Annotated in this window: 24 protein-coding genes; 17 read left to right on the forward strand and 7 right to left on the reverse strand. The window is 53.0% G+C overall.

Annotation, left to right across the window (positions count from 1 at the left end):
• Positions 1-25 precede the first annotated feature (25 nt).
• The 3 genes from DYU11_RS27415 to DYU11_RS27425 form a co-directional block, all read right to left on the reverse strand.
• Positions 26-646, reverse strand: a complete 621-nt coding sequence (locus DYU11_RS27415) for an HAD family hydrolase (RefSeq protein WP_119670935.1) — start codon at positions 644-646, stop codon at positions 26-28.
• Positions 647-754: 108 nt separating this feature from the next.
• Positions 755-1,465 (reverse strand): LytR/AlgR family response regulator transcription factor, encoded by a 711-nt coding sequence (locus tag DYU11_RS27420; RefSeq protein WP_158600378.1) that lies wholly within the window; start codon positions 1,463-1,465, stop codon positions 755-757.
• On the reverse strand, positions 1,462-2,469 hold the full coding sequence (locus DYU11_RS27425) for a sensor histidine kinase (protein WP_147368051.1): 1,008 nt from the start codon (positions 2,467-2,469) through the stop codon (positions 1,462-1,464). The genes DYU11_RS27420 and DYU11_RS27425 overlap by 4 nt, the downstream gene beginning before the upstream one ends.
• A gap of 173 nt (positions 2,470-2,642) precedes the next feature.
• Here DYU11_RS27425 and DYU11_RS27430 point away from each other — a divergent pair, with 173 nt between their 5' ends.
• Positions 2,643-3,893 carry a nuclear transport factor 2 family protein gene (locus DYU11_RS27430; protein ID WP_119670938.1) on the forward strand — a complete coding sequence of 417 codons (1,251 nt, stop codon included), beginning with the start codon at positions 2,643-2,645 and terminating at the stop codon, positions 3,891-3,893.
• A 210-nt stretch (positions 3,894-4,103) separates the two neighbouring features.
• Positions 4,104-4,511 carry a T9SS type A sorting domain-containing protein gene (locus DYU11_RS27435; RefSeq protein ID WP_119670939.1) on the forward strand — a complete coding sequence of 136 codons (408 nt, stop codon included), beginning with the start codon at positions 4,104-4,106 and terminating at the stop codon, positions 4,509-4,511.
• 74 nt (positions 4,512-4,585) lie between these two features.
• Here the strand turns inward: DYU11_RS27435 and DYU11_RS27440 are convergent, their stop codons facing one another.
• From DYU11_RS27440 to DYU11_RS27450, 3 genes are all read right to left on the reverse strand, one after another.
• A complete protein-coding gene (locus tag DYU11_RS27440) occupies positions 4,586-4,858 on the reverse strand; it encodes a UBP-type zinc finger domain-containing protein (protein WP_119670940.1) in 273 nt (90 codons plus the stop codon).
• Between the two features lie 164 nt (positions 4,859-5,022).
• Positions 5,023-6,684, reverse strand: a complete 1,662-nt coding sequence (locus tag DYU11_RS27445; RefSeq protein WP_119670941.1) for an FAD-dependent oxidoreductase — start codon at positions 6,682-6,684, stop codon at positions 5,023-5,025.
• Between the two features lie 49 nt (positions 6,685-6,733).
• Complete coding sequence (locus DYU11_RS27450; RefSeq protein WP_119670942.1) at positions 6,734-8,116, reverse strand: sensor histidine kinase; 1,383 nt, start codon at positions 8,114-8,116, stop codon at positions 6,734-6,736.
• 106 nt (positions 8,117-8,222) lie between these two features.
• Between DYU11_RS27450 and DYU11_RS27455 the strand changes: the two genes are divergently transcribed.
• From DYU11_RS27455 to DYU11_RS27525, 15 genes are all read left to right on the forward strand, one after another.
• Positions 8,223-8,744: a SixA phosphatase family protein gene (locus tag DYU11_RS27455; RefSeq protein WP_119670943.1), complete on the forward strand. Its 522-nt coding sequence runs from the start codon at positions 8,223-8,225 to the stop codon at positions 8,742-8,744.
• Between the two features lie 567 nt (positions 8,745-9,311).
• Positions 9,312-9,818, forward strand: a complete 507-nt coding sequence (locus DYU11_RS27465; protein ID WP_119670945.1) for a hypothetical protein — start codon at positions 9,312-9,314, stop codon at positions 9,816-9,818.
• Between the two features lie 279 nt (positions 9,819-10,097).
• Complete coding sequence (locus DYU11_RS27470) at positions 10,098-10,967, forward strand: AraC family transcriptional regulator (protein WP_119670946.1); 870 nt, start codon at positions 10,098-10,100, stop codon at positions 10,965-10,967.
• Positions 10,968-11,164: 197 nt separating this feature from the next.
• A complete protein-coding gene (locus DYU11_RS27475; RefSeq protein WP_119670947.1) occupies positions 11,165-11,926 on the forward strand; it encodes a nuclear transport factor 2 family protein in 762 nt (253 codons plus the stop codon).
• A 75-nt stretch (positions 11,927-12,001) separates the two neighbouring features.
• A complete protein-coding gene (locus DYU11_RS27480) occupies positions 12,002-12,379 on the forward strand; it encodes a nuclear transport factor 2 family protein (protein WP_310589511.1) in 378 nt (125 codons plus the stop codon).
• A 35-nt stretch (positions 12,380-12,414) separates the two neighbouring features.
• Positions 12,415-12,840 (forward strand): hypothetical protein, encoded by a 426-nt coding sequence (locus tag DYU11_RS27485; protein ID WP_119670949.1) that lies wholly within the window; start codon positions 12,415-12,417, stop codon positions 12,838-12,840.
• A gap of 440 nt (positions 12,841-13,280) precedes the next feature.
• Positions 13,281-13,928: a Crp/Fnr family transcriptional regulator gene (locus tag DYU11_RS27490; RefSeq protein ID WP_229366081.1), complete on the forward strand. Its 648-nt coding sequence runs from the start codon at positions 13,281-13,283 to the stop codon at positions 13,926-13,928.
• 134 nt (positions 13,929-14,062) lie between these two features.
• Complete coding sequence (locus tag DYU11_RS27495; protein ID WP_119670951.1) at positions 14,063-14,947, forward strand: SDR family oxidoreductase; 885 nt, start codon at positions 14,063-14,065, stop codon at positions 14,945-14,947.
• A 238-nt stretch (positions 14,948-15,185) separates the two neighbouring features.
• Positions 15,186-17,207, forward strand: coding sequence for a hybrid sensor histidine kinase/response regulator (locus DYU11_RS27500; RefSeq protein WP_119670952.1), 2,022 nt, complete (start codon positions 15,186-15,188; stop codon positions 17,205-17,207).
• Between the two features lie 126 nt (positions 17,208-17,333).
• Positions 17,334-17,594, forward strand: coding sequence for a recombinase family protein (locus tag DYU11_RS33870; RefSeq protein ID WP_262697182.1), 261 nt, complete (start codon positions 17,334-17,336; stop codon positions 17,592-17,594).
• Positions 17,595-17,610: 16 nt separating this feature from the next.
• Positions 17,611-17,742 carry a recombinase family protein gene (locus DYU11_RS33875; protein WP_262697183.1) on the forward strand — a complete coding sequence of 44 codons (132 nt, stop codon included), beginning with the start codon at positions 17,611-17,613 and terminating at the stop codon, positions 17,740-17,742.
• Between the two features lie 370 nt (positions 17,743-18,112).
• The gene (locus DYU11_RS27510; protein ID WP_119670953.1) at positions 18,113-18,937 is read left to right on the forward strand and encodes an SDR family NAD(P)-dependent oxidoreductase; all 825 of its coding nucleotides are present in this window, start codon (positions 18,113-18,115) and stop codon (positions 18,935-18,937) included.
• 74 nt (positions 18,938-19,011) lie between these two features.
• Positions 19,012-19,899: a helix-turn-helix domain-containing protein gene (locus DYU11_RS27515; RefSeq protein ID WP_119670954.1), complete on the forward strand. Its 888-nt coding sequence runs from the start codon at positions 19,012-19,014 to the stop codon at positions 19,897-19,899.
• A 566-nt stretch (positions 19,900-20,465) separates the two neighbouring features.
• Complete coding sequence (locus tag DYU11_RS27520) at positions 20,466-20,945, forward strand: FAD-binding oxidoreductase (protein WP_119670955.1); 480 nt, start codon at positions 20,466-20,468, stop codon at positions 20,943-20,945.
• Between the two features lie 17 nt (positions 20,946-20,962).
• Positions 20,963-24,259: a M4 family metallopeptidase gene (locus DYU11_RS27525; RefSeq protein WP_119670956.1), complete on the forward strand. Its 3,297-nt coding sequence runs from the start codon at positions 20,963-20,965 to the stop codon at positions 24,257-24,259.
• Between the two features lie 110 nt (positions 24,260-24,369).
• Here the strand turns inward: DYU11_RS27525 and DYU11_RS27530 are convergent, their stop codons facing one another.
• Positions 24,370-25,419: a DUF5694 domain-containing protein gene (locus DYU11_RS27530; RefSeq protein WP_229366082.1), complete on the reverse strand. Its 1,050-nt coding sequence runs from the start codon at positions 25,417-25,419 to the stop codon at positions 24,370-24,372.
• Positions 25,420-25,509 lie beyond the last annotated feature (90 nt).

Here is a 25,509-nt window from a genome sequence, read left to right on the forward strand (position 1 = left end):
CCAACCGAACCAACGCTACCTCCTCCTACAGCGACAGGCCATAATCTGCCAGCACCTGCCGGGTCGACTCATAGCTGGTATGATGCAGGCAGTTCATGCCCATCGACCGGGCTACTTCCACAAACATGTGTCGATCATCGATGTAAACGACCTGCTGCGGGTCGACCTGCGCTACATCCAGCGCCAGCCGGAACAGATCGGTATCGGGCTTGCGAAAATGAACGTAGCAGGACGACACAAACGCATCGATAAACGCACCGAGCCCAAACTGTTTGATACGATACTCGTTGATTTCGCGACCCTCATTGTTCACCGCCAGCAGTTTCAGGCCGTGGCGCTGCTTCAACTGGCTGATCAGCTGAATCATGTCGGGAAACGGCTGCGACTGTTCCATAATGAAGCGGGTAAACTCCAGCTCCGAAAACGAGCGTTCCTCGTAGAAAACGATCCGCTTCAGGTAATCGTCCAGGCTTAGTTTGCCTTCTTCGTACGTATCGAACGTCAGGTGGTGGCGTTCGTTCAGTTCGTCGTGATCGAGGCCGAACAGATCGGCGGCCCGGCGCCGGGCATTCCGGTCCCAGCCATTGGTCAGTAATACGCCCCCAATGTCGAGAAAGAGGGCTTTGATAGGTTGTGTTGTCGTCATGACTGATCGGCACTAGGCAGGCCGCTGCAAATTATCACATCATCGATGATTTGCCTGCACCACCGGCTGATTTTCACTCCCCGAATGGCTCGAACGTGGAATCACCGGCTACCAAAGCTGCTGCTCAATCCGTTGCAGAAACGCCGTTCGGTACGTATCGCTGAGCGGAATCTGCTGCGCGCCAATCCAGATGTGATTTGCCACCATTTTCTGAATTTTGTTGTGGTTGACGATGTACGACAGATGTACACGGCTGAACTGGTCGGGCAGCGTTTGCTCCAGATCCTTCAGGCGTTTGTAGGCGATGATCCGGGTGGTTGGCGTTACAACGGTGACGTAGTCTTTCAACGCTTCAATGTACAAAATGTCGTTGTATGCCACATTCAGGTAGTCCTTGCCCGATTTGATATAAATGTGCGTTTCCGGCTCAGATGCAGCCGAAACCGGCGGTGCCTGAGCCTGCTCCACAGTCTTGCGGACCTTCATGGCGGCTTTCAGGAAGCGGTCGAACGTAATGGGTTTCAGCAGGTAGTCTATCGCGTTGAGTTCATAACTCTCTACGGCATAGTCGGAATAAGCCGTTGTGAAAATGACCGGCTGCTGGATCGGCAACAGTACCTTCAACTGAATTCCCGATAGATACGGCATGTTAATGTCCATAAAAATCAGGTCGACCGTATTCGTTTCCAGCCACTTGAGCGCTTCAAGGGCGTGGTAGCAGGTATGAGCATGAGTCAGAAAGGGCGTCAGGCGAATATGCCCCTCCAGCAACTGCACGGCCAGTGGTTCATCATCGACGATCAGGCAGGTCAGGTTCATGGACGAGAAATGGCAAGCGACGCATAAAAATACTCTTTCTCCTGAAACACCCGCATCTCGAAGCGGCCGGGGTAAACCAGTTCCAGCCGACGCTGCAGATTGGCCAGCCCGCGCCATGGCCCTTCCGACGTCTGGAAGACTTTGTTCCGCACCAGAAAATCCAGCCGCTCCTCCTGGTACGTCAGCCGGATCTCCGCTTCGTTGTCGGGGCGGGTTTTATCAATGCCGTGCTTAAATACGTTCTCCACGAATGGGATCAGCAGCATGGGCGGGATGGCGGGTGCTGGATTGACGACGTTGATGCAGACCTGCACCGGCAGCGGATAACGCAGCCGAATCTGCTCCAGTTCGAGGTAATTACGTATAAAGGTCATTTCAGACGACAGAGGTACGCGGTCTTTGGGCGCTTCGTCGACGAAATACCGCATGATGTCCGACAACCGGGCTACTACCTCGGCTGTCTGCTCCGACCGGGCCACGGCCAGGGCGTAGATGTTGTTCAGCGTGTTAAACAGAAAGTGCGGCTGCACCTGCGATTTTAGCAGGGCGAGTTCGCTGGCGGTTTGCCGGCTCCGTAACCGCTCTTCGCGCTGAAGCAGATCCACGTAGTTGATAGCCACCCGCAGCAGGAATCCGAACAGAAACGCCAGCAGGATCGTGATTGCATCGAAGGCGGCATGGGCAAAATTCCATCCGAAAAAGGGATGCCGGTTCATCCGGGTAAACAGCAGTTCGTACTCCACCCACATCCGCAGAGCAACCAGCCCAACCAGCAGCAAACCGGCAAACAGCGCATAGAAACTACGACGTCCCCGGTAAAAATAGCGTGGCAACAACCAGTTCGCGTGCAGATACACGGTCATAATGTAGAACACGACCCCAACGGTGGTGTACGTGAACCCATAGGGCCAGTCGCTCCACTTCTGGATTGTGTACACCAGCAGCAGCAGGTACACCATCACCCACACTCCCACCTGGACCCACGGTAATACAGGCTGTTTCATTCCGGGAATATACTGGAAACAACCGGGCAACGACCGGTTTTTCGACAGGTGGGCTTATTTTTTCGACGGACGGTCGTTGAGCCATCCGGCCGAAAAAACCAGGGCAGGTGTCTACTTTACTTGCTGATCGCTACGTCGTTACGGAAACTTGCCGACACAAATCGTCTCTTCTGATGAAAACGCATCTGACAACCGTCCTCCTGCTCCTGACTGGCTGCCTGCCGGTCGCAGCCCAGCAAACTGAACGTGCCCAGGTTGAAGCAACCGTACTCGACTACCTAGACGGCGGCACCTTTGGCGACACAACCCGATTGATTCGGGCCTTTCACCCTTCGGCAACGATGAAGTTTGTGGACAAATCCACGGGCCAGTTCCGCGACGTGCCCATTGCCGACTACCTGAACCGTGCGAAAGGATCGGCTGGCCAGCGTGCTAACCGCACGACCCGCATTCTGTCCATTGACATCACGGGAACGGCCGCTCAGGCCAAGCTCGAAATCAACGCTCCAACCCACACGTTCATCGATTATTTCAACCTGCTGAAGATCGACGGGCGCTGGCAGGTCGTGAGCAAAATTTTCAACCGCAGCGACAAAGCCCCGCTATACGCACCGGATACAATTTCCACCAACGACGTATTTGGTCTGACTATCGCCCCCGGCGGGCAGACGGCTTATTTTGTCAAATCGTACGGCGGGCGGGACACGCTGCACCTGTTCACGACCAGCCGGCAGAATGGTCACTGGCAGAAACCAGCTAAAGCCAGCATTTCGGGCACTTACAAAGACATTGATCCGTTCTTTTCGCCGGACGGCAACCTGATGGTATTCAACTCAACCCGACCCAAACCCGGCCGAAGCCAACCCGGCGATTTTGACATCTGGGCTATTCGCCGGACTAACCGGGGCTGGAGCGATCCGTATCACCTGGGCGCTACGGTCAACTCCGACTCATCCGATTTTTACGCGAGCGTAGCTGCCAACGGTACCTTATATTTTTCGTCTACCCGGCAGGGCGGACTGGGTAAAACTGACATCTGGCGCTCCGTTCAACGCAATGGCGTTTATCAGAAGCCGGAAAACCTCGGTAATACGGTAAACACCACCGATTACGAAGGGAACCCCTGCATCGCGCCGGATGAGGACTTCATGATTTACGTCGGGCGTGATAGCCAGCAGGACTACGGCGATGGCGACCTGGTGATTGCGTTCAATCGCAATGGTCGGTGGAGCCGGCCACAGAACCTCGGAGCCGACGTCAATACGGCCGACGCCGAGTTCGCACCCACCCTGACCGATGGTGGAAAGACGCTACTGTTCGGACGGATAAAGCGGGGAAAACCTCTACAGGAAAACGTTCATATTATTAGGCAGTTCGACCGGCTTGTAGAACGATTGCGTAGTTCTGCGCAGTTTGACAGTTAAATATTGCGTACTTCTACTTTATTTGGTAATAAACCGCATTATTAGGCCATTTTACCGTACACAATCAACACAAAACCATTCAAACCGAATTTTGTACGGTTCACCCCTGATTTTTAACCATTGACGTAACTCCATAGTGTGCACGTTCTGAAGCCGCCATACCTTTGAAACGTAAACAACAAAGAACAACACAAAAACCATTTACACGCCATGAAAACTGTTTTCAAATCCCTGCTGGTCGCTTTAGCTCTGACAACCGCTTATGCCGCCGATGCTAAAACAACGACTCCTTCTTTCGACGACGTAGTCGTTAAGAAAACTGAAGCTTCATACCAGGTAGCGATCTTCCCGACGGCTAACTACGACGTTCTGAACGTAATCATTGAGAAACCAGCTACCAAAGCACTCCAGATTCGGGTAGTTGACAACAAAGGCAACGAGCTGGCAGCTCAGTCGCTGGGCCGCAAGGCAGGTACCTACCGGGTTAAATTCAACCTCCAGCAGGTAACCGACGGTCAATATAAAGTCGAAGTAAACGACGGACAGACTTCAAATACGTATCCGTTCTCGGTATCAACAAAGGCCCCTGTGGTTGAGCGTACGATCAGCCTGCAGTAAACAACATAACTACAGATGCAAACGCGCCCCGGTCAGCTGACCGGGGCGCGTTTGCATGTATACAGAAATGCCTGTTAATACTGCGCCATTTGCTGGTCGGTATAACACCACACCCAGCGCTCACCCGGTTCGGCCGATGCTACTACCGGGTGGCCCGACGCGTGAAAGTGCCGGGTAGCATGACGGGACGGCGATGAATCGCAACAGAGTGTAGTGCCGCAGGTCTGGCACGTGCGCAGATGTACCCACGTACCGCCTACTTTCACGCACTCATCACAAACGTACGCCTGAGCAGGTTTGATCTCCGTCAATTCGGCCAGATGGCTGCATACCTGTTGTTTAGGCATAAAGCAGGTTGGTTTTAAGTATAACGTAGTGGTTTGTGGTTTGTAGTTCGTGGTTTTAGAGTTTGTGGTTTGTAGTTTTAGAGTTCGTGGTTATACGGGGATGGTACGAACAGCGGAGCAACCACAAACCATGAACCACAAACCATGAACCACAAACCACAAACTCAGTTCTCGGCCAGGTACTTGTGCACGAAACTAACCGCCATGGCTCCCTCTCCTACGGCGGAAGCAACGCGGTTCATGGCCCCAGCGCGCACGTCGCCGGCGGCAAAAATGCCGGCACTGCACGTTTCCAGCGCGTAGGGTTCCCGATTCAGCTTCCACGACCGCTTAAAGTCATCGTAGCGAGCCAGGCTCCGGCCGGTTTCAATAAAGCCCCGGTTGTCTTTGATGATGTCCATCTCAATCCAGTCGGTCAGGGGTTTGGCACCGATGAAGATGAACAGGCCACCGGCTTTCACGGTCCGCCGTTCCTGGGTGTTCATGTCTTCGAGCACCAGGCACTCCAGCCGCTCATTACCCAGACCTTCCACTATCTCTGTGCAGGGCAGCAGCGTGATGTTCGGCGTTTTTTTGATCTGCTCGATCAGGTATTGCGACATGGTTTCGCCCAGGTTGGACCGGCGGATGCAGATAAACACCTCCGAGGCTGTTCGGGAGAGGTACATGGCCCCCTGACCGGCCGAGTTTCCGCCCCCGACGATGTACACCGGCTGCCCTTTGAACGCGTAGGCTTCGGTGGTGGCAGCACCGTAGTAAACACCCGCGCCGGTGAATTTATCCAGGCTTTCGTTCTCAAGTTTGTGGTACGCCACCCCCGTACTGAGCAGAATGGCGCGGGTCAGCACTTCGCTGCCGTCGGCCATCCGGATGTGCTTGTACTGCCCCTGCGAACTGATCTCGACCACTTCCTGCGGAGCCAGAAACTCTACCCCGAAGCGCTGCGCCTGCGTAATGGCCCGTCGTGCCAGATCGGCCCCGCTCAGCCCCGACGGAAACCCGAGGTAGTTTTCGATGCGGGAGCTGGTACCAGCCTGTCCACCCGGAGCCCGCTTATCAATCAGAATGGTTTTCAGTCCTTCGGAGCCGCCGTATACGGCGGCCGCGAGCCCGGCTGGTCCGGCACCGATAATGGCCAGGTCGTAGAGCGACTCCATCGCTTTCGGTTTCAGGCCAAGCTTTTCGCCCAGTTCGCTCAGGCTGGGGTGGGACAGCACAGTCCCATCAGCGAGTACGACGGCCGGCAGGTCTTTGCGGTCGACGCTGTAGAGGTCTAGCAACTCCTGCGCTTTGGAGTTCGTTTCGATATCAAGCCACTGGTACGGAAACAGGTTTCCGGCCAGAAAATCCTTCAGTTCGTGCGACCGGGGCGAAAACTGGTAGCCAATCAGACGCAGCCCTTCAAAATCCGGCTTGTGGTTCGACTGCCAGTCGCTGAGCAGATCGTCGAGTACCGGATATAATTTTTCTTCGGGCGGATCCCAGGGCTTGGCGATGTAATAATCCAGCTGCACTTCGTTGATCGCCCGCACAGCCGCATCGATGTCGGAATAGGCCGTCAGCAACGCCCGTTTGGCCTCGGGATAGATAGCCTTCGCTTTGGTCAGGAAATCCACGCCGGCCATTTCGGGCATCCGCTGGTCAGAAAGGAACATAGCGACCACTTCGCCTTTCTTCTTCAGTTCGGTCAGGGAATCCAGTGCCTCCTGGGCTGATGTCGTACAGATGATTCGGTACTGCTTCCGGTATTGTTTGCGCAAATCCTGCTGAACGGCCTGCAGCACTTGCGGGTCATCGTCAATCGAAAGGATGATGGGTAGTTTCATGGGAGCTACTTATATGACTGACTTGTTGAATGATTGAATTAATAGTCAATCATTCAATCGGTATGCAGACGCTGAATTCGGTATGGCCGGGTTGCGACTGAACTTTAATGGAACCATTGTGGTGTTTGACAATGCCCTTCACAATATCGAGGCCCAGGCCGGTGCCCTGCCCTATGCCTTTAGTCGTAAAGAACGGGTCAAATATTTTATCTTTTACGTCGTCGGGAATGCCGGTACCGTTATCAATTACTTTGGTCAGGACAAACTCCCGGTCGATTTCGCCCGTGATCATCAGTTTACCGCCGTCGGGCAGGGCGTCGATGGCGTTGTCGATCAGGTTCGTCCAGACCTGATTCAGTTCGCCCGGGTATCCGCAAATCATCGGCAGATCGTCCGGTACGTTCATCTCAACGCTGATGTGCTTGGCTTTGAGCTTGTGATTCAGGAGCGTCAGCGTACTGCGGATGCCTTCGCCTAGCCGGACGTTTTCGCGGCCCGCCCCCCGATCCATGTGGGTATAGTTTTTGATCGATCCCACCAGCGTCGAGATGCGTTTGGAGGCCTCGCTGATGTCCATGACCAGTTTCTCAGTGACCAGGTTATTAACCAGCCAGTTGGTCACTCCGCCGATGTTGTTGTCACCCACCCGGTCGAGTACCCAGTCCAGATCCTCGACCTTAAACCCATACTCGACCAGTGGGCCGGCCAGATCCAGACTATCGGGTACGTCGTGGTCGTCAAGCCAGTCGGTGAGTTCATCTTCCAGATTGCTCCGCTCAATCAGGGTCAGGGCCGGAGGGGGCTGATCCAGCCGCCGGAACAGGGCTTCGTTGACGGCGTCCACGTGTTCGTCGCTCAGGTCCAGGCGCATAATGGCTTTGAACGCATCGGGCGTGGCCCGCATGTGTTCTCTAAGCGTATCGGCCGACCGCACCACGGCCGCTACGGGGTTATTCAGTTCGTGGGCCAGCCCCGCCGACAGCCTGCCCAGCGACGTCAGCTTTTCATTCTGCTGCACGAGTTTCGTAAAATCACGGACCCGGGTGGTCATCTGGTGGACCAGCGCTTCGGTCAGTTCGTAGCAGGCAGCGGGCATCTCATGCAGGTGGTTGCGGTGGAGCAGCAGTACGTGCGATGGCTGTTCGGCCACCACCCGGCTTACGGCTTTGACCAGGCGCGAAAACGGCAGCAAGCCCAGAATGCTATGCGGGTCATACACGGCAATTTCGTCGGCCTGTCCGTTCGGGCCACCGTCGATGCGGATGCGCCCATCGAGTACAAGCGTCAGGTAATCGATCGGTTCCCCGGGTTTGGTAATGACGTGCTCACGGGGGTACGATTCTTCTTCGGCGCGGTCGAGCAGCCACCGGAGTTGCTCGGGCGGAACGGCGGAAAAGGCCGGAAACTGCTTCAGGGTTTCGACGGAAGGCATACGATGGGAAAAGGAGTTGGTTAGACCGTAACGAAAACCAGATCTGATTAGTTACAATTCGCGTTGTGGCTTTACTTGCAGGTAATTTGCTAAAAATCTCCCACTCATGCGCATACTCTCCTTCGTACAATACATTACGGCCGGGCTTATCTATCTGATGGCCTCCGGCTGCGCCACCACAACCGTCTATATTGTCCGCCATGCCGAAAAGGTAAACGAAACGGACTCGACCGATCTCACCCCGGCCGGACACGAACGGGCCGCAGCCCTGGCCGAAACCTTACGCAGCGCCGGTATCGACTCGATCTTCTCGACGCCGTACCGCCGTACCCGACAAACCGCCGAACCGCTGGCCAGACAGACAGGCCTTCCGATTGTCAACTATCCGGCGCAATCGACGCAGCGGATCGTTGAGCGGCTCCAACGCATCCGGGGAAAAGACGTACTGGTGGTGGGCCACAGCAACACGATCCTCGACCTGGCGAAAGGCCTGGGTACCCAGCCGACCCTATCTAAGATTGAGTCCGGCGACTTTGATAACCTGCTGGTTGTACGCATCAAACAGAAACCGTTCGGCAAATCCGTGTCCCTCGATCAGCGGACGTACGGCCAGCCGACGGCTCCATAAGCCGCATCTGGTAACGCTATTTACGGCTAACTTCCGAACATCCAACAGGCCTTTCCGTCATCCTGACATCAGAATAGGTGACAGAACTATACTGTAAATCTTTAAATTCATAGATACAGTGGCTGTTTCAAAAGCCCGTCAGCCATCGTACTTATGCAACAAAAGATGATCTCAGCTTTAGTATGAAAGCGTATCTGCAAACCATTTTCCCATTGAAACGGCGTCCCCTAAAGATTATCTTGCTCGCGTTGGCTGGGTATGGGGTTACGCGTCTTCATGAGGTAAGCGATCTAGTCAGCCAGGAACTTTGCCTCTGGGTATCGGCCGTTTACATGGTGATTGTAATGCCCAATCGCTTGTATACCGCAGTGATGTGGGCCGGCATATTGAGTTTGTTCTACTGGGCTCAATGGTAAACCGACCTAATGACTAGATTTTGTTACTTTTTAAAGTCGAACATTCGTATTTATTTACCTTCTTTGTTAGAAGAAGTAAATAATCTAAAATAAGCCTCTTCAGCGCTCCCGGGAACAAAGGGTTTTACCAATTGCCTAAACACTTAACAGCATGAAAAAGCAACTGATTATTTTGGGAATTACTCTGTGTGCTGCCTGTAAACACGATGCACCAGTCGTTCAACCAGTAGTGGCTCCCGATGCCGCTAAAGTCATTGCAGGCCTTTATACGGCTACTCTATCACGTATCCCCAGTGTGAAAGTCTACCCTATCAATGGGAAGACGATAACGTTTCAGATTGAACGCATTTCGTCCGACAAAGTACGAGTTAGAGTGCAAGCTCCAGCTAACGACTTTTACTCACCCGCCAGAGACACCACTTATGAGAATGTAGATGTGCTGACAAAGCCACAGGGATACTACCTGACGTTGGAAACAGACACCTCACAGCCGAATAATCAGTTAGGAAGCGAACTTGTTATTGCAGCTCCTTCTGCACCCGATAAGTCTCCGAATTGGGCTGCTTATGTGTTTGCTCCCCCAACTTATACGAGTGGTACGTCAGAGCTACCAAAATACGTAGCCCGCATGTCAGTCGAGTTCACAAAGACCAACTGAAGCAGTCTCCGATCTGAATCTCAATTCATGATTAAGGCGATTCGTCGTTTGGAAGAAAAACCAGTCTCACAAAATCAGGTCTACTTTAAAAACTATACGCTTATTCTCGAGATAGAGCATCGCTGGAACTAACGTAATCAGTCGAGTTTTGGTAATTCCCGCCAGAAACAAGCGTTTAAAGAGATGTTTGTGCCATGCACAAATTAAGGCCTACCCTATTATAAGCTGGATTGTCGGTCATTAGTTGATGCGACTTGGCCCAATACATGTTTTTTAGCTGTGGCAGACCCGATCAAAACCTATGATTTCAAGCCTGGTCTTTCGCTTGAAATTGAACTAGTGGCGATCTCCACTATTTTTCAAGAGCATAAAGCAAAGGTCATCAAGCCTCACCGAGCCGATTTTTATCATATATTCTGGTTTACCCAGGGTACACCCGTTCATACGGTGGATTTTATCCCAATTCCAATCCAGCCTGATACGCTATTATTCATCAATAAGAATCGCGTTCACCTTTTTGATCAGTCCGGCCAGTATGACGGATGGGTGTTGCTATTTACCGACGCTTTTTTCAGCCACACCCCCCAAGATGCCCAGTTTTTGCGCCAAACTATCCTGTTTCACGACCTATTGGATATTCCTACTCTTCAACTGGGCCAGACGCAAACCGATCTGTCACTTGTCTTTCGGCAATTGCGGGATGAGTTAGTTGTCCCCGCCGACGCGGTTCACGAGCTAGTTCTGAAAAACCTACTCCATAATCTATTACTGTTAGCAGATCGAGAACGACGCAATCAGGGCTTCTCCGAAATTAAAAAGGGGCCAAGTTTGGATTACACGCTTTTGTTCAATGAACTGTTGGAAAAGCAGTTTACGAAACAAAAATCGGTTCAGTACTACGTCAATCAGCTGGGCATTACACACCGGCGGCTTCAGCAGGCAACGGCGGCAACCGTTGGCAAATCACCCAAACAACTTCTAGAGGAGCGGCTCATTCTCGAAGCCAGACGCTTGTTGGTGCACACCCATCAGTCCATCAAAGAAATTGGATTCGCGCTTGGTTTCGAGGAGCCGACCAATTTCACCCGCTTCTTTCGGCAGAAGCTCGGCCAGACACCGGCTGAATTTCGAAAAGCATTCGTTAGGTGAGCAAATTTCGCGTTTTGATCATTCTTTCTCTCATTTCTATCTTTTCCCAGGCGGCTGGGTGAATGACCTTTGCATTGTCAAAAGAAAACGACAAATCGCTAACTGTCATGAATTTATCACAAGCCGCGGTAGGGCTATCCCTCGCTATTGGGCTAGGCATAAGCACCACTAGTTGCGCGCAAAAAGAAGTAACACGTATGAGCCAGAAAGATCAGACACTCGCTTTGCTAAAAAGTATCGAAACGGGCCAAGCGGGCCCCGTTGCCGTTATCAACCCTGCTAAGTACATCCAACACAATTTAGGGGCCGCTGACGGGCTGGCAGGCTTCGGGGCATTACTGGCGCAGTTACCGAAAGGATCGGCTAAGGTTAATACGGTTCGGACTTTTGAAGATGGCGCCTATGTGTTCACCCATACCGATTATAATTTTTTCGGCCCTAAAATTGGGTTTGATATTTTCCGCTTTGAGGACGGGAAAATCGTAGAGCACTGGGACAATCTGCAAGGAACACCAACGGCGGCCAATCCCAGTGGCCACACGATGACCGATGGCCCTACCCAAGCTATCGATCAGGCTAAAACGCAGGCTAACAAAACGCTCGTTCGTTCCTTTGTCGATGACATCCTAGTCAACGGACGTATGGAAAAGCTCGCGGGTTATTTCAATAGTGACAGCTACATCCAGCACAACCCTCAAATTGCCGATGGTCTATCAGGATTAGGCAAAGCCTTGGAAGCAATGGCGAAGCAGGGTATCACCATGAAATACGACAAGATTCACTTAGTGCTTGGCGAAGGCAACTTCGTGCTGGTGCAGAGCGAAGGAAGCTTTGGTGGAAAACCCACCTCGTTTTATGATTTGTTTCGCGTGGAGAACGGCAAGATTGCCGAGCATTGGGATACCATCGAGACCATTCCGGCCAAGTCAGAGTGGAAAAACAACAATGGTAAGTTCTAAACGGTAATCATTTGCTAAGCCCCTTCACCAATCAGACCGATTGGTGAAGGGGCTTTAACCAAACGGCCTATGAACATGATTGAGCAAAACAAACAAACGGCAGTTGCCTTCTACGAACTGATGTTCAACGAGTGTCAACCCGCTCAAGCAGTCGCCCGCTATGTGGGCGATACTTACATTCAACATAACCCGCATGTAGCCGATGGGAAGGAAGGCTTCATTGCTTACTTCGAGCGTATGGCAGTGGAGTATCCGGGCAAGCGTGTCACCATCAAGCGCGTCATAGCCGAAGGTAATCTAGTCGTGCTTCATTGCTTTCAGCAGTGGCCGGGCGATTCAGATTACGCCGGTATTGACATTTTTCGATTTGATAAAATCGGCAAGATTGTCGAACATTGGGACGTGTTGCAGATCATCTCCGGCGAGTCTGCCAACAATAATGGACTTTTCTAACAGTCCTCACAAAAACGGCCCTTAGCTTTACTACTATGGCATTACAACGATTCATGGAAGCCGACCTAATGACACATCTTCTATTCTTAGTGGGACTTACCACTTTGGCTTGTATGGTCTTGCTAGAAGCCAGAAATCAAACTAAGCAGCTCACCAGTTGTAACCTGAGTGATGAAGTGATAGGCTTGTATTATCAGTTAGAGAGCGGTGTCGATCTGTTTATTTGTAAAGCTAGTCGAGACAACGCCAGGCTGATAGTAGGTTTGATTAAAGCACTTGAGAAGCGTTCTGCTGATGTAAGGGTAAAGGCTATAGTAGATATTGACGCGTTCCAAAAGGCTTGTGGGGAAGCCTTTAATCCTGCTAGGCTGTACACAAAATTAATTTCATCGACTACCAATCCCTATCTCATCTATCATAATACTGGCATTATCGTAAGCGGCTCCGGTACCAAGAATTGATTACTTAACTGATATAATGCCAGTGGCTCTTGCAAAAGTCTGGGAATAACTAATTCAAGCAACATACAGTGGTGCAATTTAGAATAATACCAGCCGACTGCGAAACTGTATTTTCTTCCCCTTTGTACCCTCAATAGACCATTGGGCTGGCGTCTGGTAATCCAGCGACTGGTGTTTGCGGCTATAGTTATAAAAATGAAAGTACCTGGCTAAACCGCGCTCAAAAGCTAAGCCATCTGGGTAAGCCTGCAAACAGATATGCGTTGGCCATCGGAATGTACGGTATATCCGTTGACCACATATGGTTAGGCGCTTCAATGGCTACACCGTCTAACAAATAGGAGTAAATCTGTCTATCTATCAGCGGACCGCTCTGGCATTTATCCGAAATTCACGATATACTAAGCAACAAATAAGAGAATGATAGGCCAGGTACTCGAATGCTAGAACTTCCCTCGGTTAAAAGCGGTTTCAAACTACGTTCATCGCAGGAGGAAATGATTACGGTTTTCGAAAAATACATGAAAGCGCAGGGTATCGCCTTGTCTGATGAGGAGATCAAACTGATCGGCGCGGCTGCGACGGAAAAGACCGTCCCCCGAAAACAAACGTTGTTGCAGGCAGGCGAAATCTGCCGCTTTAAACTCTTTGTCATCACTGGTTTTTTGCGAACCTATCGGATAGGTGCCGACGGCAACGAATACATCATGAAGTTTTCGCCGGAACTGACCTGGACGACCGAAGGCGAAAGCTATACGAACCGTATCCAATCGGCTTACTACATTGATACCCTGGAAGACAGTCAACTCATGATGTGGAGCAGAGATCAGTTTGACGCCCTACACAACCAGATTCCGGCCCTTAAAACGTTCTCCGATCAGCTCATCTCCCGAAACCTGTATTCCAGCCAGAATCGCCTTTATAAAGTCATTAGCTCCACCCCGGAAGAGAAATATGAGGATTTCATAAAGACCTACCCCGGCATTCTGTTACGTGTACCGTTGCGCATGGTGGCATCCTACCTGGGCGTTTCCGTCAAAACCCTCACCCGCATCCGGCAGTCGCAGCTTCAGCGTTCCTTAAAATAGGGACAAATGTCCTCGTTTGCCGCCCGCCTACGTATCAATTTTGGCCGATGAAATAAGGGTGCCGAGAAAACCTCAACCTGATCACAGGTACAGGATGGCGCGGCATCCGGTCAACAACCAAATCATTGATAACTATGCGTGTATTCGTAACAGGAGCCACAGGCTTCATCGGCTCGGCCATTGTACAGGAACTATTACGTACAGGCCATCAGGTTATAGGGCTTGCTCGTTCAGAAGCCTCAGCTAACTCACTCACGGAGGCTGGTGCTGAGGTTCTATTGGGCAATCTGGAAGACCTTGACAGTTTAAAAAAAGGGGCTACAGAGGCAGATGGCGTGATTCATACGGCCTTTGTTCACGATTTTGCCAACTATCTGGCGGCTGCCGAAACCGACAAACGGGCTATTGAGACCCTTGGCTCCGCTCTGGCAGGGTCTACCCGTCCGCTTGTCGTTACCGGCGGCATACTGGGGTTACGAACCGATGGCATTCCCGCCACCGAAGATGATCCCGCACCCGACTTCCCGCGTGCCTCAGAAGCAACGGCCATGTCGCTGGCGGAAGCCGGAGTTCATGCGTCGGTCATTCGGCTACCTCCCTCGGTTCACGACAGAGGTGATTTCGGCTTTATGCCGTACATCATCAACACGGCCAGGCAGAAAGGCGTATCGGCCTACGTAGGCGATGGCAGTAACCGCTGGCCCGCTGTACACCGGCTTGATGCGGCTCATCTGTTCAGGCTGGTGCTGGAAAAAGGAACGGCCGGGAGCCTGTACAACAGCATCGGTGACGAAGGCATCCCCATTCGGGAGATTGCGGAACTGATCGGCAAACATCTGAACCTGCCCGTGGTTTCGATCTCCCCTGAAGAAGCGGTCAGTCACTTCGACTGGATGAGCCGATTTATTCAGTTCGATGGTCCGGCATCCAGCGAAAAAACCAGGGAACAACTGGGCTGGCAGCCCACGCACCCCGGCCTGATTGATGACCTCAACGCGGGCCACTATTTCGAGCACTGATTTACTCAATTCCGCAAGTGCCCGGATACGTACCTCTACGTGCCCGGGCACTTGTGTATAACGACATGGCCAGTATAGATTGACCAAACATAGTTGTAAATAAATGGGCGTTTTAGGGAACAGTACGAATCCATTAACTGGCGCAAGATAGATAGTTAGCCCCCCTTGATTTCCGGACCACTTTATGCTAAACAAAGCGGATAGTAGTCGGTTTTTTTTAAAATTTCCGGAATAACTGATGGATACACCCGGACCACAAACCGAAGCGCTGCTTTCGGTCTATCGCACAGCGTTTAAGCATAGTTTGCAGAGCTTTTGTTTGCTGGAAAAAATAGATAATCCAGTTGGGACGGCCACTGATTTTCGGTTTTTGTTGACCACTTCAGCCTTTGAACAGCAACTCGGCATACACCAGCCAGAGGGCAAAACCATTCGGCAACTAGTACCTCCGGTCGAACCCCAACTTTTCGAACACTATGAGCGGGTGGCCTTGACGGGGCAACCCACCCACTTTGAGCACTATGTAGCAGCGCTCGATTGTTGGATGGCCGTTAGTGTGTTTCGAGTTAAGCAGGAAGCCCCCTACTGGATCGGTGCCCTGTTTGACAATATCACCCAACGCAAAAAAGCAGAAAACCAACAGGCCTATCTGTTGACGTTGAGCGATGCGCTACGGCCGCTGGCGGACGCCGAGCAAATTCAGCGGGCGGCCCTGCATTGCCTGGGCCAGCACTTACAGGTAGACCGCGTGTTATATGCCGAAGTAGAGCCCGACGAGGCTCATTTTGTCATTTCCGCCAATTATGTGCAGCCCCCCTTTCCCCAAATGATTGGCTGCTTTCAGTTGAGCGATTTTGGAAAAACGCCGGACTCGCAACGCTTGGGCCAAACACTGGTGTTAGCCGACATCCATCAGGTAGACGAATCCGATGAGCATTTGCGGTCGTATCTGGCCGCTGGAGTCGTTTCCATTATCGGTATCCCCTTGCGAAAAGGGGGGCGCTGGGTAGCTAGCCTAACCGTGCATCATGGTCAGCCTCGCCAGTGGACGGCTCAGGAAGTGGCCCTGGTCGAGGAAACGGCGGAGCGGACCTGGGCAGCCCTGGAACGAGCCCGCGCCGAGCAAGCCCTGCGGGAGGAAGATCGTCGCAAGGATGAGTTTATGGCCATGCTCGGTCATGAATTGCGTAACCCATTGGCTGTCGTAACCAATACCTTGCTGCTATTGGAACTAACCCAGGGAGCCGATTCGAGTTTATCGTATGACAAAGCCGTTAGGCTCATGAGTCGGGAAACCCGTCATCTCAAACGAATGGTCGATGACCTGTTAGATGTGGGCCGCATCCGACAGGGTAAGATCAAGCTGGAGCGAAAACGAATCGACCTGGGTGAGCTCGTTGGCCAGACGGTCGAAGGGGCTCAGCCACTTTACCAGGAAAGCAACCGCCAGTTACTGGCTCACTTGCCTTTTGAGCCCTTGTACGTAGAAGGCGATACTACTCGGCTGGCTCAGGTGGTGATGAATCTGTTGACCAATGGGGCTAAGTACACGCTGGAAGGGGGGCACGTCTGGGTAAGTCTGGAAGCTCAGGGGCCGAATGCCCTGCTGCGCGTGAAGGATGATGGCATAGGCATTCCTGAAGAGGAACAAGCGGCCATATTCGAGGTCTTTGTTCAGGGCAACACCTCGCTGGATCGTCCGCAGGGTGGATTGGGTCTAGGCCTGGCCGTGGTCAAGCAATTAGTGCAGGGACATGGCGGTAGCGTTGCGGTTTATAGTGCGGGACCTGGCCAGGGGAGTGAGTTTCGGATTGAGCTGCCGTTGACCAGAGTATCCGCGCCACCAGCCCAACGGCCAGCCCAAACGCTGTCTGGCTCATCCCGTGGCCGCGTGCTGGTGGTGGATGATAACAAAGACTTAGCCGACATGACCGCTCGGTTGGTCGAGATGAATGGCTACGAGGTGCACGTGCGGTATGGTGGTCCCGAGGGTCTGGAAGCGGCCGAATCCTTACGGCCGGAGGTGATCCTGCTGGACATTGGTATGCCTACTCTGGATGGCTATGCCGTCAGTCGGCGCATTCGTTCTCAGCCTTGGGGCGATCACATCACAATTGTGGCGATAACGGGCTTTGGTCAGGAAGCTGATATGCAACGCAGTCGGGCGGCTGGCTTTGATGAGCATCTGCTAAAACCGGTGGATTATAGTCTACTTCTAGAGGTGTTAGCCAGAAGCATACCCGGTGGGCATACCGCTTAAGAAAACAACGTCCACTATGTAATCACCGTTTTAGTTATTCTCTTAAAAAGACTCTCCAATATAAGACGGGAAAGTTTTCATGACCAGTACGTTCTTTTAAACCGCTTCGCCGGATCGGGTACCGCTATGTTGTTTGGTTATGCACGCGTATCAACACAGGACCAAACTTTGTCCCTGCAATTGGATGATCTGGAAAAGACTGGCTGTGAGAAAATCTTTCAGGAAAAGGTGTCTTCGGCTAAGGTACGACCGCAGCTACAGAAAATGCTGGATGTGCTTAGGGAAGGAGACACCATCGTTTGGAAGTTGGATCAATTAGGCCGGTCCCTTAAGGAGCTTTTTACTTTGGGGACTTCCAGAGCAGAGATATTGGATTCCGCAGTCTGAATGATGCCGCGCCACGGTGGCCATCGATACTACCACCACCCAAGGCCGCTTAGTATTTAATCTATTTGCTTCGCTGGCCGAGTTCGAACGTGACCTGATTCGGGAGCGAACCAAAGCTGGACTGGCTGCCGCCCGTGCACGAAGATGAATTGGCGGCCGTCCTGAAGGTCTCACTCCAGAAGCTCAAATAAAAGCACGAGCGGTTAAGACCATGTATGCCAATAAACTAAACACGATTGCTGGATCGGCCAATCATTTCACATAAGTCGAGCGACGGTTTACCGGTATTTAGCTTGGCAAGAAGGGAAATGACCGTTATTCATGAAGGACGTTGTTTCTCAGAATGGGCGTTTTTCGCGACACTTTTCTCACCAGTCATCCTTTGCAAATCAGCATTGGAACAGCTTCCTTTTGGTTCTTTCGTTTCGTCGTAAAAACGTATCCGTATTCTGTTGTTTTGTATAAGGAACACGGGTAGTTAGCCGGGTAATTTTGTCTCATCAAAAATAGAAGAGGCAATGGCTAAGACAATTTTTATTACCGGGGCATCCCGCGGATTTGGCAGAATTTGGGCGGAAGCGTTTTTAGAGCGGGGAGACCAGGTCGTGGTTACCTCCAGAAAAGCCAGCGCACTAACCGAGTTGGTCGAAAAGTATGGCAACGCAGTGCTGCCCCTGGAACTGGATATAACCGACAGGGCCGCCTGCTTTTCGGCTTTGGAAAAGGCAAAAGCTCAGTTTGGGCGGGTAGATGTGGTCATCAATAATGCTGCGATGGGTGTGGTTGGCATGGTGGAAGAACTCAGCGAGCAGGACTCGAGGGACATTATTGAAGCCAACCTGTTTGGTTCACTCTGGGTTACCCAGGCGGCCTTACCCATTCTAAGAGCACAAGGCAGCGGCCATATTCTGCAACTATCCAGTGCACTGGGTGTGTATACGTTTCCTTCCGTGGGTATCTACAGCGCCAGTAAATTTGCGGTTGAAGGCTTTAGTGAAGCCCTTTCCCTGGAAACTAAAGACATGGGTATTCATGTCACGATCATAGAGCCCAATGGATTTGCTACCGACTTCACGGCATCCACGATTCAAAGTAAGCCTATTGCCGCCTATGACCAGGTCCGGACCGCACTCTATTCAAATCCAGCCATGACCGAAAGCGATACCTACGGCGATCCCACTGCAACGGCGGCAGCAATCCTGAAACTGGTAGATGCAACCAATCCTCCGCTGCGCCTGTTTCTGGGCAAAAAAGCGCTCCCACTGGCCAAAGCGGTTTATCAGCAGCGCCTGGCTAACTGGGAAGAGTGGAATATCGTTGCTAGAGAGGCACATGGCCTTTAGTGGCCTGACGTAGTCGTTCGTTGATAACCGGTCAGCCCACACCTGTGCGTGGGCTGATCTTACCATTTACTAGGATGCATTTTAAAAGCCTGAGTGATGTACATGCCTGCAATAAGTATCCAGGCCCGGAAAATCCGCTACTGACGCTGTTTACTTGCAACCCGTTGCGGAACGTATTCAGCTATGAAGTGACAACGGATTTCTATATTATCGCCTTAAAACAACTTCGCTCTGGGGAGATCCGTTACGGCCGGACACGCTACGACCACCAGAGCGGATCGATGTATTTTTTGAAACCGCAACAGGCCATTCAACTGAAGGACATCGCTTTGGAAAGTGATGGCTTCGAGATCTGGTTTCATGCCGATTATCTAAGCGGCCATTCGCTGCATACGGCCATCAAGAAGTACAGCTATTTCAATTACGAACTGAATGAGGCACTCCATGTATCCCCTAAGGAGCAGCAGATTATCTGGGAGCTTTTCAGGAAAATAGAGACTGAATATACCAACAACCAGGACGAGTTCACCCGGGACATTATTCTGGGCCATATTGAATCGATGCTCAACTACTCCCAGCGATTTTATAAACGGCAATTCCTAAACCGTACGATTGGCTCGGGAACAACAGCCACCAAGTTCAATGCCATTTTATCAGCGTACCTGGAAGAAGGCTCTTTATCCGAAAGAGGATTACCTACAGTGGCCAAACTTGCGGCTGAGCTGAACATGTCGGCCCGGTACCTGAGCGATCTTTTGAAGCAGGAAACGGGGAAAACTGCCCTGGAGCTCATCCACATCACCTTAGTCTCGGAGGCCAAGAATTTGCTCAATAGTGAGGATTATACCGTTTCGGAGGCCGCCTACCGACTTGGTTTTGACAACCCCCCTTACTTCTCCCGCTTATTCAAGAAGCAGACCGGGATCAGTCCCAACCAGTATAAAAAGCATCAGTTGAATTGAACATCTTCGTGCCGTTGGCCTGTTCTAGGAGTAGACCGCGTGGTCGGTACCGGCTCCCCGGCAGGGTCGGAGCGGAACCACTGGACAGTTTTAATTGAAAACATTCTTACAAAAGGCTCTTTCTGAAGAAGGAATATAGCAGTCTACGAACAATCAACGAACCTGATCTTAGTTCTTCAACACTCATCATAAAAGTACACACTACCGGCCAGTGGCCTGATTGCACTATTGTAAGAACGAGTGGACGGCAAACTAGCCCTTATAAAGCAGCAACGAACCACTTCGTAAATGTGCTCCCTTCCATTCGGGCAAATGCCAGCGGTTGTAACCTGCTGCTGACCAATCTCCCCTGACAAAATAAGGCGGCCTCCTGACCGACCCGAACCGCCCGGTCCGCGACAATTCAGTACGCTTTAGGCATCCGGTTCTCCGGTTCATGATTTGATAATGACAAATCATGCAAATGCAGTATTGCCCCCACTATTACTCGCTGATACCTTTGTCAACGAGCGTTACGGTCCCCTCCGCAACGGATCCACCTGAACCACCCAATCAACCAGTCCCGTATGCAACGCCTGTTCTACACGTTCCTGATTGCTTTACTCGTCACCGCAGCCGGTGCTCAATCAACCGGCACCGTACCGGTAACGGTTCGCAAAACGTCGGCGACCAAAACCCCGGCTACGTACTCGGGCCGGCAAATCATGGTCGGCACAGGCGGTGGCTTCACCGGCGAATCGACAACGTATTACCTGCTCGATAACGGCAGGCTGTTCGGAAAGCGCGGCCAGGATTCGGGGTTCCGGTTCATTGGTCAGCAAACGGCTGCCAACACCAAACGGGTATTCACCGCCCTGGAAAACGCCTGCAAAATCAAGTCGACCCGGTTCGATAACCCCGGTAACACCTACACGTTTGTCGGCTGGAAAAAAGGGCGGCAAACGTATAAAGTCACCTGGGGTGCTCCCGATACCGCCGTTCCCGGCGCTTATCCACGCTTTTATACCTCATTCATGGCCATGATCCCGGCGTCATCGCGGCTGTAACGCTATCCAGTAACCACATGAAACCACATCTACTCCCGTTCACCTTCCTTTTATCCTCTGCCGTACTGGCCCAGCAACCGGGTCTGACGCAGCCACATTCAACCACTCAGGGCTTTACGCACAAGTACAAGACCGCGGCCCCAACGCCCGGCCTGGCCGAAAAACTGGGTGCCGACATAGCGCCCCTGCCCAGCAGCCGGTTGGGTGGGCAATCTCTGATGGCCAACGGGCGGCAACTGGTCAGCCAGCCCCTGCGGTTACGCGTGGTTCGCGATACGGCCACGGGTCTGCCGGTTTTCATCGAGCGTAAGCCATCCGCCAAATCGCCCGGCCGGACCAACCGGAACGCCCGCGTCAGCGCGACGGCGGCAACGTACCAGTTTCTCGGGCAGGTCCGCACCCTGCTGAACATCGACAATCCCGAAGCCAGCTTCAAGGTGATGCGCTCGGAAGCCGACGACCTGGGGCAGACCCACGTGCGCCTGACCCAAACCCACAAGGGACTGCCCGTGCTGGGTGGCGAACTGGTTGCTCACCTGACCGATGGCGAGGTAACCGTACTGAACGGCCGTTACCAACCCGTACCGACTACCCTGTCCACGAAGCCTGCACTGTCGCTGAGCGACGCCGGCAGCCGCGCCCTCAAAGACGTTGGCAAAGAAGCCCTTGTTCGTACGTTCGGGGCGAATCTGTTCGACATGAAACCGGTGGAGGGCGAACTGTGCGTCTTTACATCGGAGAAAGGAGCCGCCCTGGCGTATCAACTGACCGTCAGGCCCAACCTGCTCGAACGCTGGGAGTACGTGATCGACGCCCGGACAGGAGCAGTACTGGACAAATACAACCATACCTGCTCACTCGACGGGCCATCCAAAGCAACGGCCCGGGACCTCAACGGCGTTTCGCGTACCTTCCAGACCTATCAGCACGAGGGTGGCTACTACCTGATTGATGCCTCACGGCCCATGTTCAACGCCAAAGGGTCGACCATGCCGGGCAGCCCAACGGGGGCCATCTGGACGCTGGATGCCCGCGAAACCTACGGCGATAACGAGAAAACGTACCAGATTACGTCTACCAACAACACCAACTGGAACGCGACCGCCGTATCGGCACATTACAACGCCGGAATCGCCTACGACTACTACCGCACGACCTTCAGCCGGAACGCGCTCAACGGCAACGGGGGCACAATCATATCGGTTATCAACATCGTCGACGACAAAGGTAAAGGTGTCGACAATGCGTACTGGAACGGCAAGTTTATGTCGTACGGCAACGGGAACGTAGCGTTCAAACCGCTGGCCGGGGCGCTCGATGCCGCCGGTCACGAAATGACTCACGGCGTCATTCAGAACACGGCTAACCTGCAGTACAAGAACCAGTCGGGGGCCCTCAACGAGTCGTTTGCCGACATTTTCGGGGCGATGATCGACCGCGACGACTGGACCCTGGGCGAAGACATCGTTAAAACGCAGGTCTATCCGTCGGGCGCGATGCGGAGCCTGTCGAACCCCAACCAGAACGGTCAGGGCACCCGTGGGTACCAGCCCAAAACGATGGCGCAGTATAACAACACGACCGACGACAACGGCGGGGTACACAGCAACAGCGGCATCAGCAACTATGCCTTCTACCTGTTTGCCACCAACAACAGCGTCGGCAAAGACAAAGCCGAGAAGGTCTACTACCGGGCGCTGACGAATTACCTCGTCCGGACGTCGCAGTTTCTGGACCTGCGGCTGGCGGTGATCAAAGCCACGGGCGATCTGTACGGAGCCACCGGCGCGGAAGTAGCGGCCGCCAAAGCCGCCTTCGACGCCGTGGGCATTACGGAGAACACGCAGAATCCTGACCCCGGCAAACAGCCTGACGTACCGGTAGCCAACGGCCGCGACCTGCTCCTGCTCACCGATACGGAAAGCCAGAACCTGTACTCGACGGACGTAGCCGTGACACCGGCCAAATTTGATAAGAAAACGGCAACCTCGCTGCTCCACCGGCCGAGCGTTACGGACGATGGTCAGTTTGCGTACTACGTATCGTCGGACAACTACATCCGGGCTGTTAACCTGACCGGAACCCCGAAAGAAGAAAAGCTGACGGATCAGGCCGTTTGGGACAACGTCACGATTTCGAAAGATGGGAAAAAGCTGGCGGCTCTGACCAACGAGAAAGACGCGTCGATCTGGGTGTACAGCTACGACCTGAAGAAATGGAAGCAGTTCAAACTGTATAACCCGACCTATACCGAAGGCGTAGAGACCGGCGATGTTCAATATGCCGACTCCTTTGAATGGGATTTCTCCGGCGAATACGTCGTGTACGACGCGTATAATGAACTGACCAAAGCCGATGGTAATCCGCTTGATTACTGGGACGTGGGTTTCATTCATGTGTGGGACAAAGCCGCCAACAACTTCGCCGATGGCCAGATTGAGAAGCTGATTCCCAGCCTGGACGAGGGCGAAAGCATTGGTAACCCGTCGTTCTCAAAGAACTCACCCGACATCATTGCGTTCGATTACTTCAACGAAAACGACGACACCTACTACGTCCTCGGGGGCGACCTCAGCAAAGGCAACCTGAAGGTGATGTACGAAAACAATACGCTGGGCTTCCCGAGCTTCTCGCGTCTGGACAACCGACTGGTATTCAGCACCGAAACCAGTGGTCGCGAAGACGTAGCGGGTATTAATCTGGCCGCTGACAAGCTGAGTGTGGTCGGCAATGCTACCGTGCTCTACACCGACGCCAAATGGCCGGTCTGGTACACCCAGGGCCAGCGGGCGGTAACGAAAACCAGCCAGACGATCACCTTCGACGCCATCACCGACCGCTATACCGATCAGGGCGACGTAACGCTGAAAGCCACGGCCTCGTCGGGTCTGCCGGTTACGTTCACCGTACGCAGCGGACCGGCTCAGATTACCGGTACCAAACTCAAAATTACGGGACCGGGTACCGTGACGATCCGGGCCTCGCAGGAAGGCAACACAACGTTCAATGCCGCCACACCGGTTGACCGTACGTTTACGGTGCTGGCTGTTCTGGGGCTCGAACCGACGCTGGCCGACCAGTTGAAGGTGTACCCCAACCCCGCCGGCAGCACCCTGACCGTGGAATTGCCGACGACCGCCCCGATCCAGACCCTCACGCTGACGACCCTGAGCGGTTCAACGGCCGTGCAGACAACGCCCCGCAGCCGCACCAGTACGGTAACGCTCGATCTGGGCCAACTGAGCAAGGGCCTGTACCTGCTCCAGGTCCAGACACCAAGCGGTGTCGTGAACCGGAAGGTGGTCAAGGAATAACTGGTGCGGTAAATTCCCATCCAACGAAAGAATTTCGTTACAAACACAGAGTCAAAAGCCCCTCTCCTTCAAAAGGAGAGGGGTTGGGGTGAGGTTAGTCAATCCAGCCCTCACAACGAATTCAGCTCATGAACGGTCACTCCCGGAGTGGCCTTAAAACCGTCGACCATGATTTTTCGGTGGTTTGCGCCGACAAACACAACCACCCGTTTTGCGCCGGCTTTGCGAGCCCGTTCAACGGTATTGCGTACCATGTCGTCGTTGCGGTTTTGCCATTGGGCGAGCATGGCCTCAACCTCCTTCTCAGGAAACCCTTTGGTACCAAATAACCGCCGGGCACCGTAGAAATTCACAATATTGAGGAGTTCGTCGCCGTCGGGTGAGTTCATATACCACGTTTCTTTCCCCGCAAGGCCCGCTTCCTTGTCGGCCTTACCCAGCGCTTTCGTTCGGGCGATCAGCGCGGCATACCGCCGGGCATCGGCCGAGGTCGTATCGTCCATCGTTTTCTCCCAGGTACGAAATAAAGCATCTGCTTTGTCCCAGGCGGCTTGCCAGGCCAGATCGTGGCGTTGGCTGTCCATCGCGCCAAGCTGATCGATGGCGAGTTTGTCCATCAGCGGAAACACCAGGTTGTGGTATTCGTTGGAGCGATTGCTGTACAACGAATCCGGTACGCCCAGAATAGCCTGGTAAGCCGCCACTTCCTCCGGGCCAAAGTTCGGCCGGGCTTTGTCCAGCCGGTATAGTTGGTACCGGGCATTGGCAATGTCGTGTTTGAGGTACAACGCCCGCGCCAGTTTCATCCGATCCTGATGCAGGTTCGGGTGTTTGCGCAGCCGTTCAAGCGTTTGCCGGATGAACCGATCCGGGTTGGCGGGCGTCGGATAGTTGAGACTGTTGAGATAGGCAAAACGTTTTTCAGTTGCCTTCTTATTCCAGTACTCCTTGATAGCGTCGTAATCCTCGGCCGACAGAAATTCGCCAAATACGGCATCGGGTTTGAAAGCAGCGATCTTGTCGATGAGTACGTCGAATTTCTCAACGGGCTGCTTGCCGTAGCTGTGCGATGTTCCTACCATCAATACGTCGAGGGGTTGGTTCTGGGCGTTGGCAAAGCAGGCGAAGAGAAAGAGAGCGAAGGTGATGAACGTTTTCATGGGGTTGCGTTTTTTGTTGTGCGATTGATGACACAAAAGTGAAGCAGCCCCCTGGCAGTCAACGACTCAATTCGACCAACCCGCCGGTTT

It is taken from the genome of Fibrisoma montanum, from assembly GCF_003583365.1.
Lineage (GTDB): Bacteria > Bacteroidota > Bacteroidia > Cytophagales > Spirosomataceae > Fibrisoma > Fibrisoma montanum.

Coding starts and splice junctions, on each gene's coding strand:
- DYU11_RS27415 (WP_119670935.1), bottom strand. CDS start 646: ATGACGACAACACAACCTATCAAAGCCCTCTTTCTCGACATTGGGGGC.
- DYU11_RS27420 (WP_158600378.1), bottom strand. CDS start 1,465: ATGAACCTGACCTGCCTGATCGTCGATGATGAACCACTGGCCGTGCAG.
- DYU11_RS27425 (WP_147368051.1), bottom strand. CDS start 2,469: ATGAAACAGCCTGTATTACCGTGGGTCCAGGTGGGAGTGTGGGTGATG.
- DYU11_RS27430 (WP_119670938.1), top strand. CDS start 2,643: ATGAAAACGCATCTGACAACCGTCCTCCTGCTCCTGACTGGCTGCCTG.
- DYU11_RS27435 (WP_119670939.1), top strand. CDS start 4,104: ATGAAAACTGTTTTCAAATCCCTGCTGGTCGCTTTAGCTCTGACAACC.
- DYU11_RS27440 (WP_119670940.1), bottom strand. CDS start 4,858: ATGCCTAAACAACAGGTATGCAGCCATCTGGCCGAATTGACGGAGATC.
- DYU11_RS27445 (WP_119670941.1), bottom strand. CDS start 6,684: ATGAAACTACCCATCATCCTTTCGATTGACGATGACCCGCAAGTGCTG.
- DYU11_RS27450 (WP_119670942.1), bottom strand. CDS start 8,116: ATGCCTTCCGTCGAAACCCTGAAGCAGTTTCCGGCCTTTTCCGCCGTT.
- DYU11_RS27455 (WP_119670943.1), top strand. CDS start 8,223: ATGCGCATACTCTCCTTCGTACAATACATTACGGCCGGGCTTATCTAT.
- DYU11_RS27465 (WP_119670945.1), top strand. CDS start 9,312: ATGAAAAAGCAACTGATTATTTTGGGAATTACTCTGTGTGCTGCCTGT.
- DYU11_RS27475 (WP_119670947.1), top strand. CDS start 11,165: ATGAGCCAGAAAGATCAGACACTCGCTTTGCTAAAAAGTATCGAAACG.
- DYU11_RS27480 (WP_310589511.1), top strand. CDS start 12,002: ATGATTGAGCAAAACAAACAAACGGCAGTTGCCTTCTACGAACTGATG.
- DYU11_RS27485 (WP_119670949.1), top strand. CDS start 12,415: ATGGCATTACAACGATTCATGGAAGCCGACCTAATGACACATCTTCTA.
- DYU11_RS27490 (WP_229366081.1), top strand. CDS start 13,281: ATGCTAGAACTTCCCTCGGTTAAAAGCGGTTTCAAACTACGTTCATCG.
- DYU11_RS27495 (WP_119670951.1), top strand. CDS start 14,063: ATGCGTGTATTCGTAACAGGAGCCACAGGCTTCATCGGCTCGGCCATT.
- DYU11_RS27500 (WP_119670952.1), top strand. CDS start 15,186: ATGGATACACCCGGACCACAAACCGAAGCGCTGCTTTCGGTCTATCGC.
- DYU11_RS33870 (WP_262697182.1), top strand. CDS start 17,334: ATGTTGTTTGGTTATGCACGCGTATCAACACAGGACCAAACTTTGTCC.
- DYU11_RS27510 (WP_119670953.1), top strand. CDS start 18,113: ATGGCTAAGACAATTTTTATTACCGGGGCATCCCGCGGATTTGGCAGA.
- DYU11_RS27515 (WP_119670954.1), top strand. CDS start 19,012: ATGCATTTTAAAAGCCTGAGTGATGTACATGCCTGCAATAAGTATCCA.
- DYU11_RS27520 (WP_119670955.1), top strand. CDS start 20,466: ATGCAACGCCTGTTCTACACGTTCCTGATTGCTTTACTCGTCACCGCA.
- DYU11_RS27525 (WP_119670956.1), top strand. CDS start 20,963: ATGAAACCACATCTACTCCCGTTCACCTTCCTTTTATCCTCTGCCGTA.
- DYU11_RS27530 (WP_229366082.1), bottom strand. CDS start 25,419: ATGAAAACGTTCATCACCTTCGCTCTCTTTCTCTTCGCCTGCTTTGCC.